11 protein-coding genes and 2 rRNA genes are annotated in these 12,658 nt (G+C 32.0%); 6 read left to right on the forward strand and 7 right to left on the reverse strand.

The window, feature by feature from the left end; translation table 11 throughout:
* Positions 1 to 151 precede the first annotated feature (151 nt).
* Positions 152 to 3,063 (forward strand): 23S ribosomal RNA (locus AVBRAN_RS01370).
* 116 nt (positions 3,064 to 3,179) lie between these two features.
* Positions 3,180 to 3,296: ribosomal RNA gene (gene rrf, locus AVBRAN_RS01375) — 5S ribosomal RNA — on the forward strand.
* A 1,036-nt stretch (positions 3,297 to 4,332) separates the two neighbouring features.
* Here the strand turns inward: rrf and AVBRAN_RS01380 are convergent.
* From AVBRAN_RS01380 to AVBRAN_RS01390, 3 genes are read right to left on the reverse strand one after another with little or no spacing between them, the layout of a single operon-like run.
* Positions 4,333 to 4,542, reverse strand: a complete 210-nt coding sequence (locus AVBRAN_RS01380; RefSeq protein ID WP_239803343.1) for a hypothetical protein — start codon at positions 4,540 to 4,542, stop codon at positions 4,333 to 4,335.
* 28 nt (positions 4,543 to 4,570) lie between these two features.
* The gene (locus AVBRAN_RS01385) at positions 4,571 to 4,843 is read right to left on the reverse strand and encodes a hypothetical protein (protein ID WP_239803344.1); all 273 of its coding nucleotides are present in this window, start codon (positions 4,841 to 4,843) and stop codon (positions 4,571 to 4,573) included.
* A 10-nt stretch (positions 4,844 to 4,853) separates the two neighbouring features.
* Positions 4,854 to 5,438, reverse strand: coding sequence for a hypothetical protein (locus AVBRAN_RS01390; protein WP_239803345.1), 585 nt, complete (start codon positions 5,436 to 5,438; stop codon positions 4,854 to 4,856).
* A gap of 581 nt (positions 5,439 to 6,019) precedes the next feature.
* Between AVBRAN_RS01390 and AVBRAN_RS01395 the strand changes: the two genes are divergently transcribed.
* A complete protein-coding gene (locus AVBRAN_RS01395) occupies positions 6,020 to 7,378 on the forward strand; it encodes a sodium:alanine symporter family protein (protein WP_239803346.1) in 1,359 nt (452 codons plus the stop codon).
* 44 nt (positions 7,379 to 7,422) lie between these two features.
* Here AVBRAN_RS01395 and AVBRAN_RS01400 read toward each other — a convergent pair whose 3' ends face one another.
* Positions 7,423 to 8,436: a hypothetical protein gene (locus AVBRAN_RS01400; RefSeq protein WP_239803347.1), complete on the reverse strand. Its 1,014-nt coding sequence runs from the start codon at positions 8,434 to 8,436 to the stop codon at positions 7,423 to 7,425.
* Positions 8,437 to 8,602: 166 nt separating this feature from the next.
* Between AVBRAN_RS01400 and AVBRAN_RS01405 the strand changes: the two genes are divergently transcribed.
* Positions 8,603 to 9,055, forward strand: coding sequence for a Dps family protein (locus AVBRAN_RS01405; protein ID WP_214118777.1), 453 nt, complete (start codon positions 8,603 to 8,605; stop codon positions 9,053 to 9,055).
* Positions 9,056 to 9,080: 25 nt separating this feature from the next.
* On the opposite strand, the gene AVBRAN_RS01410 is transcribed toward AVBRAN_RS01405, so the two are convergent.
* Positions 9,081 to 9,452: a DUF4878 domain-containing protein gene (locus AVBRAN_RS01410; RefSeq protein ID WP_214118775.1), complete on the reverse strand. Its 372-nt coding sequence runs from the start codon at positions 9,450 to 9,452 to the stop codon at positions 9,081 to 9,083.
* 9 nt (positions 9,453 to 9,461) lie between these two features.
* Positions 9,462 to 10,061, reverse strand: coding sequence for a YigZ family protein (locus AVBRAN_RS01415; protein WP_239803348.1), 600 nt, complete (start codon positions 10,059 to 10,061; stop codon positions 9,462 to 9,464).
* 35 nt (positions 10,062 to 10,096) lie between these two features.
* Here AVBRAN_RS01415 and AVBRAN_RS01420 point away from each other — a divergent pair, with 35 nt between their 5' ends.
* Positions 10,097 to 10,576 (forward strand): hypothetical protein, encoded by a 480-nt coding sequence (locus AVBRAN_RS01420; protein WP_214150566.1) that lies wholly within the window; start codon positions 10,097 to 10,099, stop codon positions 10,574 to 10,576.
* 30 nt (positions 10,577 to 10,606) lie between these two features.
* Here the strand turns inward: AVBRAN_RS01420 and AVBRAN_RS01425 are convergent, their stop codons facing one another.
* Positions 10,607 to 11,674, reverse strand: a complete 1,068-nt coding sequence (locus AVBRAN_RS01425; protein ID WP_214119672.1) for a DMT family transporter — start codon at positions 11,672 to 11,674, stop codon at positions 10,607 to 10,609.
* Between the two features lie 324 nt (positions 11,675 to 11,998).
* Between AVBRAN_RS01425 and ureG the strand changes: the two genes are divergently transcribed.
* Positions 11,999 to 12,610: an urease accessory protein UreG gene (gene ureG, locus AVBRAN_RS01430; RefSeq protein ID WP_214118767.1), complete on the forward strand. Its 612-nt coding sequence runs from the start codon at positions 11,999 to 12,001 to the stop codon at positions 12,608 to 12,610.
* Positions 12,611 to 12,658: the final 48 nt, after the last annotated feature.

Consider the following 12,658-nt stretch of genomic DNA (forward strand, 5'->3'; position numbering starts at 1 on the left):
TCCGTCTTGAAGATTAAGATTAATAATTACATAAAAACTTTAGCAAGGAAGTAATGCGTTTTAGTAATACTAAAAACAATAACAATAATGCATGCAAATATATTTCAATTAATACTATTAATTGTAAAAATATTAATAACATTATTAACAAAGGTAAGCTAATAAGAGCAAATGGTGGATGCCTTGGCAGACAAAGGCGATGAAGGACGTACTAGACTGCGATAAGCTACGAGGAGCCGTCAAGGGGCATTAATTCGTAGATTTCCGAATGGGGCAACCCAATACATAGAGATATGTATTACCATATATGGAGCGAACGTTGGGAATTGAAACATCTTAGTACCAACAGGAAAAGAAATCAATAGAGATTACGCTAGTAGCGGCGAGCGAAAGCGTAAGAGGGCAAACCACTAGTTTACTAGTGGGGTTGTAGGACTGCAACAAAGACTAAGCAAAGATAGTAGAACAAGTTGGAAAGCTTGAGCGTAGAGGGTGATACTCCCGTACATAAAATCTTTACTTTACTTAGCAGTATCCTGAGTAGGGCGAGACACGTGAAATCTTGTCTGAAGCTGGGTCGACCACGATCCAACCCTAAATACTAATGTCTGACCGATAGTGTACAAGTACCGTGAGGGAAAGGTGAAAAGAACTGAGGTGATCAGAGTGAAATAGAACCTGAAACCATTTGCTTACAATCATTCAGAGCCCTATGTAGCAATACAGGGTGATGGACTGCCTTTTGCATAATGAGCCTGCGAGTTGTGGTGTCTGGCAAGGTTAAGCTAACGTGAAGCCGTAGCGAAAGCGAGTCTTAATAGGGCGATAAGTCAGATGCTGCAGACCCGAAACGAAGTGATCTATCCATGAGCAGGTTGAAGCTAGTGTAAGAACTAGTGGAGGACCCAACCGACGGCCATTGAAACGGCTCCGGATGACTTGTGGATAGGGGTGAAAGGCCAATCAAACTTCGTGATAGCTGGTTCTCTCCGAAATATATTTAGGTATAGCGTTGTGTAGTAGCTATAAGGGGTAGAGCACTGAATGGGCTAGGGCATACACCAATGTACCAAACCCTATCAAACTCCGAATACTTATAGTGTAATCACAGCAGTCAGGCGGCGAGTGATAAAATCCGTCGTCGAGAGGGGAACAACCCAGACTACCAGCTAAGGTCCCTAAATCTTATTTGAGTGGAAAACGATGTGAAGTTACTTTAACAACCAGGAGGTTGGCTTAGAAGCAGCCATCCTTTAAAGAAAGCGTAATAGCTCACTGGTCTAGTGATTTTGCGCGGAAAATATAACGGGGCTAAAATAAGTACCGAAGCTGTAGACCCAAGCCTAGCTTGGGTGGTAGGAGAGCGTTCTATAGGCGTTGAAGATGTACCGGTAAGGAGCGTTGGAGCGTATAGAAGTGAGCATGCAGGCATGAGTAGCGATAATTAATGTGAGAATCATTAACGCCGTAAACCCAAGGTTTCCTACGCGATGCTCGTCATCGTAGGGTTAGTCGGGTCCTAAGCAAAGTCCGAAAGGGGTATGCGATGGAAAATTGGTTAATATTCCAATACCAACATTATTGTGCGATGGAAGGACGCTTAGGGCTAAGCAAGCTAGCGGATGGAAGTGCTAGTCTAAGGTAGTAGGTTGTTATACAGGCAAATCCGTATAACATTAGACCGAGAACTGAAAGGCTTTCTGAAGTCTTCGGATGGAAGGAAGAATTGCTGATGCCGTCGAGCCAAGAAAAGTTTCTAAGTTTAGATAATGTTGCCCGTACCGTAAACCGACACAGGTGGGTGGGATGAGTATTCTAAGGCGCGTGGAAGAACTCTCTTTAAGGAACTCTGCAAAATAGCACCGTATCTTCGGTATAAGGTGTGGTTAGCCTTGTATTAGGATTTACTCCGAAGGCAAGGAAACTTACAACAAAGAGTCCCTCCCGACTGTTTACCAAAAACACAGCACTCTGCTAACACGTAAGTGGATGTATAGGGTGTGACGCCTGCCCGGTGCTCGAAGGTTAATTGATGGGGTCAGCAGCAATGCGAAGCTCTTGATCGAAGCCCGAGTAAACGGCGGCCGTAACTATAACGGTCCTAAGGTAGCGAAATTCCTTGTCGGTTAAATACCGACCTGCATGAATGGCGTAACGAGATGGGAGCTGTCTCAAAGAGGGATCCAGTGAAATTGTAGTGGAGGTGAAAATTCCTCCTACCCGCGGCAAGACGGAAAGACCCCGTGGACCTTTACTACAGCTTGACACTGCTACTTGGATAAGAATGTGCAGGATAGGTGGGAGGCTTTGAGTTATAGACGCCAGTTTATAATGAGCCATCGTTGAGATACCACTCTTTCTTATTCGGGTAGCTAACTAGCGTGAGTTATCCTCACGTAGGACAATGTCTGGTGGGTAGTTTGACTGGGGCGGTCGCCTCCCAAAAAATAACGGAGGCTTACAAAGGTTGGTTCAAAACGGTTGGAAATCGTTTGTAGAGTATAAAGGCATAAACCAGCTTAACTGCAAGACAAACACGTCAAGCAGAGACGAAAGTCGGTCTTAGTGATCCGGTGGTTCTGTGTGGAAGGGCCATCGCTCAAAGGATAAAAGGTACCCCGGGGATAACAGGCTGATCTCCCCCAAGAGCTCACATCGACGGGGAGGTTTGGCACCTCGATGTCGGCTCATCGCATCCTGGGGCTGGAGCAGGTCCCAAGGGTATGGCTGTTCGCCATTTAAAGCGGTACGCGAGCTGGGTTCAGAACGTCGTGAGACAGTTCGGTCCCTATCTGCCGTGGGCGTAAGAAGATTGAAGAGATTTGACCCTAGTACGAGAGGACCGGGTTGAACGAACCACTGGTGTAGCTGTTGTTCTGCCAAGAGCATCGCAGCGTAGCTAAGTTCGGATGTGATAAGAGCTGAAAGCATCTAAGCTCGAAGCCAACTCTAAGATGAATCTTCTCTTAAGGTCGCAGCAAGACTAGCTGCTTGATAGGTTGGGTGTGTAAGTGGTGAAAGCCATTTAGCTGACCAATACTAATAGACCGTCCGCTTACTTTAAATAAGCATTACTTCCTTGCTAAGGTTTATTACTTTAGTAAGTTTAAGAGTTTAAATTACTTGCTTTTAACATTGTTATTTAAGTTTATTAAATACTAATAGATTTAAATAACAATGTCCGTGATTATACAAATGTGGTAACGCCTTGTCCCATCCCGAACCAAGAAGCTAAGCACATTGTGGGTGATGATACTACGCCTTACTGGCATGGGGAAAGTAGCTCGTTGCGGACTTGTTATTTAAACTACTACTAACTTTTAACTTTATTACTACTAATTATTTTTAACTATCAATCGTAATTGAATATATTTGTTATTACTTTATAAATTATTGTTACCGTTATTGCTTTATAAATATTGTGTTATATAGCTACTAATAGTAATTGGAATAGTATAATCATAATTAAATATATTTATAATTGCTTTATAACTGTTGTTATTGCTATTTAAACTACTACTTATTATTTAAAATTAAATCAATTTATAACTATAATTATTTTATAACTATAATTGCTTTGTAGCCACTTTAATAACTTAATGGTTTTATATAGTTGAATTGTTTTAAAGTTGTTTAAAACATCTATAAGATAAATGTATCATAAAGTAACTGTAAAACAATTGCTTTGTAGCTTATTTATGCTTATTTAACATTAAATTATTATTGAATTAAAATTTTATCAAACAAATGAAAATTAGCTTTAAAAAGTGTCCCAAAGTGATGTAGTCACCCCATATATTAAACTATAATCTAGTTGGTCTAACGAAGTTTATCATAAAATAAACCACACAGAGTTTGTCTTAGCTTGTTAATTTCATTTGTTTAGCTTTGTAAAAGCTAGTTAGACTAGAACTATAAATGAGGTGGGGTATTTGGCGTTTAGGTTGGGTTTTTTAAGTTTGTCTATTTTTAAAAATGCTTTGAAAACCAATTGCCTTTGAAAAAGTTTTAAAAGTTGATTAGGCGTTATTAGCCACCTTTGAAAAGATTTTAGGCTTTATTGAGAGTTTGTTTTTGGTTTGTTATAAGCTTAAGTTCTATCTTGTTTTTAATTTTATTATTTTTTTGGGCTTTGCTTTGATTTTTAGTTTATTAATTTTGTTTGTTTAGCGGTGTTTGAAAGCTTTTTATGTTTGAATGGTTATATTTATTTGAGATTAATTTGGTTTATTGTGGGTTGTATGTGTGGGGGGGGGGTGGGGGTGTCAAACAAACGAAATTTAGTAAGCTAAAACTAAATTTCGTTTGTTTGCATATTTGTCATCAATGTGGTTAATTCTTAGAAATTGTCCAAGTTGTTTTATCCGTGGTTAGTTCTATTTCTAATATATCATGACAATTAGTTGAAAGGTCTATCACATCGCCAAATCTTTTGTGAAAATCAGCTGTGTCTTCCCAAACCCCTGTAATTTGATTAAATACTTGAAGAATTGTTCTTTGGGTTTTATTTAATCGAAATTCAAAATATTCACGAGTGAGCATACCTGGAAGCATCCATTTTGCGACTACTTTATATCCTTTTTTTTAGTCTATCTAAGTTAAGAGCCATATTGTGTTGATAAAGTGCTTGACTTCCATAGTAACCATCTTCAATCTCACAATTACTCCTATTGAGTCTAATTTTCCATAGGGTTACATTGTCCAAAAAGGTTATTCTGAGTGTTTTGTTGTTTGAGTAGTTAAGGTTATAGCTTTGCAATTTAAACGGTGCTTTGTTTGCCATCGCTGCTGTGCTAGTCATAAGCATTATTGCTATATATACTAATAGTTTGTTTAATTTCATTTAAATCTCCTTAATGATTTTCTATAATTTCATAAATATTTTTAGCCTTTTTAAAGGCTGGGATTAGTTCAGCTATAACGCCTAAAGCTTTATCTAAAGAATTTTTAGCTTCTAGCTGTTTGATTAGTTTTTGTGTGTTTAAATCATCATCGCTCACCTTTTGTAAAAGTGTTATAAAATCACTTTTTAAGATTTTTATTTTTTCTTTGTTTAGCGTATAATCAGCTGTATTATCACATTGCTTTTTTAGTTTTGCTTCTATGAAGTTTCTTATAGCTTTATCTTCTATGGTAAATATATAGTGAGTTTCATCTTCTTTTATATTTTTACTATTTGAGATTTGAGATAAAAAGTCTATAAATAAGCTTTCATACTCACTATCGTTCATAAACTTTACGCTTATGTTTGCTCTTAAGGCACTTACTTTGCTAGGGCTTATCTTCAAAAGTCTTGATAGCTCATCGTTTGATTTATCTAACAATCTTTTTTCTTTATCTAGTAGATATATAATATAATCATATAAATCCGTTTTGTTATAAGTATATAAGCCATCTGTTGTGATTTTGTCATAAATCTTTTTTGATATATTGCACATGAAAATCCTTTATTTAAAATCAGTATAATACCCCCCCCCATTCTTAATCTTTACTTAATTTGTATTTGAATTTATTTTTTATAATTTGAAAGGTTGTAGTAGAATTAGGTTTGCAATTTAAAATCTAATTTGCATATATTATAAGTATTTTAGAGTTTTTAATAATGTTCTAGCTTAGCTACTCATTTTTATTGCTTATTAATTAAAAAATTATTTAATTTAAAATATTTTATTTATACTACAAATAAATTATATTGATAAAATTGATTTTATAGCCTATATAAAAGCTATATTTTAATATTTATATTTTTAAGGAATTTGAATTAATGTTTATTTTGCCAAGATATTGGCGTATTTAAAGAATTTTTTAAATAATGTTTTTACAATTTATTTTTAAATTAATGAAAACACAATTTAATTATTTTATTTATTTTAATAACGCTATTTTATTAATATTTTATAATTAGTAGTATTTATTGCTTAAATTTATTAAATTAGATTGCAAAAGAATATTAATTTAAGCAAAATTTTTACTTTTTTTGTTAGACTTAAAACTTTTTAATTTATAACAAGGTTTTCATATGGATTTTCATCAATTTATTGAGCAAATTAATGGAGTTTTAGTTGCTTATGTTCTTGTATTTGCCTTAGTTGGAATAGGTCTTATTTTCACTATTTATCTAGGTCTTCCGCAATTTCGCTATTTTAAAGAAGGCTTGAGTGCAAGTTTTGGAGATTTATTCAAAAAAGGTAAGAAAAAAAATTCCGGAATAACAGCCCTACAAGCTATGATGATTTCAATTTCAGCACAAGTTGGAACAGGTAATATCATAGGCGTTGCAACTGCTATTAATTTAGGTGGAGCAGGAGCTATATTTTGGATGTGGGCTAGTGCATTTTTGGGTATGGCTACAATTTTAGCTGAAGGTGTTTTAGCACAACGCTACAAAGTATGGCAGCACGGACATTATATCGGAGGTCCTGCGTTTTATATAAAACTTGGTCTTAAGAAAAAATTAGGTGCTAATACTTGCAATTTACTCGCTGGATTTTTTGCTATTGCAATTATTGTTGCACTTGGTTGTGCGGGTCAAATGACACAAAGCAATTCTATTTCAGGTGCAATTCATCAAGCTTTTGGAGTGGATTTGAAAATCACAGGAGCAATTACTGCAATTATCGCAGGATTTGTGGTGATTGGTGGGGTTAAAAGGATTGCTAGATTTGCTGAACTTGTAGTGCCTTTTATGGCTATATTTTATGTTTTGGTTGCAGTTTATATTTTAATAGCATTTCACGAAAATATAGGCAATGTATTTTCTATGATTTTTAAACAAGCTTTTGGACTTGAAGCAGTAGCTGGTGGAGCTGTTGGAATTGGTATTAAAGAAGCTATTAGATATGGGGTTGCAAGGGGACTTTTTGCAAACGAAGCAGGTATGGGAAGCACACCACACGCACACGCAAGTGCAACTACTAAAAACTCTGTTTCTCAAGGTTTTGTGGCAATGCTTGCAGTATTTATTGATACAGCATTTATTTGCACAGCAACTGCTCTTATAATCTTACTTAGCGGAGCTGATTTAAGTCTTAGCGGTATTGAGCTAACTACTTCGGCATTTAGCATTGCTTTTGGTAGTATTGGTGTGAAATTACTTGCAATTTGTCTTGTGTTTTTTGCATTTACAACCATTATTGGCTGGTATTATTTCGCTCAAATTAATGTGCAATATTTATTCTCAAATAAAGCTTTACCTATATTTAAAATAGTGTTTGTTTTATGTATTTTTATAGGTGCTATGCTAAAGCTTGATTTGGTTTGGAGTATTTCTGATTTATGTAATACTTTAATGGTATTACCTAATGTTTTAGCGTTATTTTTATTAGCTCCAGTAGTTAAAAAAGAATTATTAAAATTTAACGAAAGTAAGAAAAAATAAGTTTTATTCCTATTTCAAATTCTAGAATTTGAAATAGGATTTTTTTATTTTATTTGAGTAAAATTCATACCATTTATTTTTATTTCTACATTATCGTTAAAGTCTTTAGGTAATTGATTTTCACTTTCTTCTATAGCTTTTAACATATTATATTTGTTTTTAACTTTTAAACTTTGCTCAAATTTGTGTGGTGTATTAGCAAAAAAACTATCAACAATTGGTCTAAATTGTTCAGGGACTTTATCAATATTTTGCATTACATATTCTTTGATAGCTTTTAAGTTATTGTTAATATTTATTTTGCTTTCAATTGCATTAATTAATAAAGATTCTGCAAATTCTTTATTATCCATATCGTATTTATCAAGTGTATCTACATTATCAATCTTATAATTATCAATATTATAAGTAATATTTAATTTATCACATATTTCAAAGAATTTATCTAATACATCTAAATCTATTGCAAAAGCCAATTCGTTTTTATTATGCTTGCCGATTAATTTAAATTCAACCTTAACATTTCCATTATTTGCCACATCTTTTGTTTTAGTAATTGTGTTGATAGAATATTCATCTTTTGCTAGTTCTGGAAGTATTCCTAATTTATTATCAGAAATAGCCAACATACTAGCAAATCCTACAGCTATTTCACCTAGTTTAATTGATTTTATTTCGCTTTTATAAAAACTTTCTTTAGGAGTATTAGTTGCTAATTCTTTTATGCTAACACTTCCTTTTTTATCTCCAGTATAAAATCCATTTGTTTCAATTTTTATTTCTTCAACACTTAAAACTTTTTGATTATTTATAATAACATCAATACCTTTGCTCTTACATTCTGCATAATCACCTTTATTTTCACATTTGTAATCACTAATATTTACATTAGATGGAATTTCAAACATAGCAGTTAGAACTTTTAATTTTTCAATTTCGTTTTTAATAGAATTATTTAATGAAGTTTCAAAATTTTTAACTTGCTCATCACTGATTTTGTTTCCACAACCAATAAACATAACAGCTACTGCACTAAGTGCTAATAATGATTTTTTCATATTTCTCCTTTTTTTATAAATTTGTTAAGAATATCAATTTATAGTTAAATAATACTAGTGAAAATGAAAAATATTTTTAATTTAAATAATAAAAATTATTAAGTAATAAAAATTAATTAATCTATTTTTGTTATAATGCAACACAAATTCAATTAAAGGAGACAGAATGTCATTAGAAAAACAATTATTACAATTACAAGCTGATGCACACGCATTATTTTTAAAGTTTCATAACTACCATTGGAATGTAAAAGGATTACAATTCTTTGCACTTCATTCATATACTGAAGAAGCATATGAAAAAATGGCTGAAATGTTTGATGATTGTGCTGAAAGATTATTACAATTAGGACATAAAGCTATAGTTTGCCCAAAAGAATTAATGGAAACTTCAAAAGCTCCAAGAACTGATAAAACTTGCTTTGAAGCTACTGAATTAGTTGGACTTATATTAGCTGATTATGAATACTTATTAGCTGAGTTTAAAAAGTTAAATAAATTTGCTGAAGAAGCAGGAGATACAACTACTGCAGCTTATGCTCAAGAGCAAATTGCTAGTTATGAAAAATCAATTTGGATGCTAAAAAATACAGGTGCAACAAGTTGTTGTGTAAAATAATTTAAAGGCTTGATTATCAAGCCTTTTATTTTATAATATCTGCTGACATTTTCCATAAATTATCAATTTTTACCATTTTTCTCTTTTCATTTTTAACAAAACCATTATTAAATTTAGTAATAATTTGCACTTCAGCACTATTATTAGAACTATTTAATATATCTACTTTAATTTCTGCAATTCCACCATAATTATTAAATAATTTAGGTAATACATTTTCAAAATTAATACTTAATTGTCTTTGAAATTCATTTTCATAATAAAAACATTTATCAAAAACAGCTTCACTTGGTTGATTTGAAAGTTCGTTTAAGCAATTTTTGACACTTTTTTGTATATCTTCGTTTTTACAAGCACTTAAAAATAATAGGCTAACAATCATCATATATTTTTTCATTTTATATCCTTATAATTTATTTAAAATTAATCTTAAATCTATCAATTCTTTTTCTAATTCTTCTAATTCATCTGTGCTAAGTTCTAAATAAAATACAACATTTGCTCCAAAATCTTTAGAATAAACGATATTTAGTTTATCTAAAATATAACTTAATTTATTTATTTGGCTATATTCAAGTTCTATATAATATGATTCTTTTTTTATATAGTTAGAAAGTAGATTTAGCTCATTAGCTTTTGAAATTCCTAAATTAACTGCGTTTGAATATGCTCTTACAAGCCCGCCAACTCCTAATAATGTTCCACCAAAATATCTTACTATATAACAAGCTGCATTTACAATATTAGCTCCCCTTAATACATTAAGAGCAGGTGCTCCACTACTTCCTTTAGGCTCTCCATCATCACTTTGATTTTCTACAATTTGCCCAAATTCATTTAATACTCTACTAGCATAGACTACATGAACGCATTTAAAATGCTCGGCTCTTAATTCTTCTTGTCTAGTGCGAACATTTTCGTTAATATTAAGTGGTTCAAAATAGCATAAGAATTTAGAACCCTTTACTTCAAAACTATCAAAACAAGGTGATTTTAAAACTTTCATTTGCTAATATTAGCGTTTTTTATTAAAGGATTAATATGAAAATAATTTTTAGTTTTATATTATTTATATTTTTAGGATGTAGTTCTTTAATAAGTGGTGTGGCTTCTGTCGCAACTTCTGTTGTTGTTTTTGCAATTACAATTCCTATTAAAGTTATTTATAGTGTTGGTAAATCAGCCTTAAATGCAGCTAGTTCTAATTCAAATTCAAATGATACTAAAATTGCTAAAAAAGCATTAGAGCAAAAGAATTTCAAAAAAGCTTATGAATATTATGCAAGAGCTTGTAATGATGATGAGCCTATGGTTTGTGCTTTAGGAAATTATGCTTATACAAAATGTGAATTATTAAATGATGGTTGCAAGATTAATACAATAATAAATAATAACGCTATAAAATATTTTAGTGCAAAATTATTTTTAGATGAGGCAAAAGAGCTTAGCGGGGACAATAAAAAAGCTTATATAAATATAGCTTGTAGTTACGATAATAGTATAAGTAAAGATTGTAAGTAATCTTCCTAATAATTTAGGAAGATTAAATATTTACTTGCCTCTAATTTTATTCATTAAAGCAGTAATTAAGCCGTTTTGGTAAGCAACAGCAAGAAGTGCAATCACAACACCAACTTTTTGTAATAATGATGAGCTTTCGCCAAACATAAGAGGTCCTATTAAAGCAACAGTAGCTATTGGACTTAAGATTAATAATCCAGCACCTAAAGTAGGGTTTAGTTTAACTGAACCATGTTGAGCAAATGTCCAAGCAGCAGCTTGACCTGCAGTTCCTAAAACTATCATCCATAACCAGTTCATTCCAGTGATAGGATCACCTAAAGCCACATTACCAAATGGACTTGTAACGCTTTCTATAGCAGCTTGTGGTAAGTGCATTGATTTAATACCAGCAGCAGTATCAACCATAACACCTTGGTCAAATATGAAACCATTTCCTGTGATTAAGAACGCCCATACAACAGGAGCTACAAGTTGAGCAGCACTTGAGATTAAGATAGGTTGAACAACTTGTCCGTTTCCAATTCTTCCTGCTCTTCTGCTAGCGAATAAGTAAATTCCATAGCAAAATCCTGAAGTAAGACCGCAAATTGTTCCAACTGCCATAATACCAGTACCAAATACTTCTTGAGGGCCATTTGGATCAACTATACCATTTTCTAAAGCACCACCAGCTAAAATAACACCAGCAAGCATTATAGGTGCTATGAAATAATAGCTAAATGGAATTCTTTCTCTATCTGTAATAAATGCTAAAGCTGGCAACATAATTACTTGAATATTTAAAAGAATTGAAGCAATTCCTGAACCTACAAAGAATATTGAATAATTCCACGCAGTAAAGTCAATCCCTAATACAAGTCCAGCTAAAATAGATAGCCATACGCCTTTTTTGGTAAGCTTACCGATTTTTTTAGCTTCCATAATTGCAAAAGGAATAAGGCAGATAGTCCCTATCAAGCAACGCATAAAAGCACCTGTAGCTGGGTCAAAGTTAGATAATTTTTGCCAAGGTGCAGTAAAAGAAAGAAATAAAATACCGATTAAGAATATGACATAGGTCATACCTGTGGCATTTCCTCTTAAATCATTATTCATGATTTACTCCTTAAAATTATTTTTAAATGATTTTTATCTTTTTGTAAAACAAAAATACATTTTCCTATTGTAGATTGATTAAAATTAAAATAATCTTAATCTTTATAAATAATTTATTGTTTTTTTTTTTTTTTTATTTAAATTTATGCAAAATTTATACAAAATATGAAAATTATTTATAAAAATTAAATAATATATAATTATTATAAATAAATAATTAATAATAAAATTATATAAACTTTTTAAATTTTAAATAATTCAGCAATTTTTAAGCTTGATAAAACTAAACTAAAAGCCACAATTAATTTTTTTTAAAGGATTGTTATGAAAAAACCTGTCATTATAGGTGTAGGTGGTCCTGTTGGAGCTGGTAAAACTCTTTTAATAGAAAGGTTAGTAAGAGTTATGAGTAAAGATTATGAAATAGGTGTTGTAACAAATGATATTTATACAAAAGAAGATGCCTTATTTTTAGCGAAAAACAGCGTTTTACCACCAGAAAGAATTATAGGTGTAGAAACTGGTGGGTGTCCGCACACTGCGATTAGAGAAGATGCTTCAATGAATGAAGCTGCATTAAATGAATTACAAAAGAAATTTAATTTAGATTTACTTTTTTTAGAAAGTGGTGGGGATAATTTAGCTGCTACTTTTAGTCCTGATTTAGTTAATTTTAGTATTTATGTAATTGATGTGGCACAAGGTGAAAAAATCCCACGCAAAGCAGGTGCTGGAATGATTAAATCTGATTTATTTATAATTAACAAAACCGATTTAGCTCCTTATGTTGGTGCAAATCTTGATATTATGAAAAGCGATACTTTACATTTTAGAAAAAATAAAGACTTTTTCTTTACAAATCTTAAAAAAGATGAGGGTTTGTCTGATGTTATTAATTGGATTGAGAAAAATTGTCTTCTTAAAGGCTTAGAGTGAGCTTATTAAAAATAACACTTGAAAATAACCATTTAAAAGAGCATTACC

The organism is Campylobacter sp. RM12651 (genome assembly GCF_022369475.1).
Lineage (GTDB): Bacteria > Campylobacterota > Campylobacteria > Campylobacterales > Campylobacteraceae > Campylobacter_E.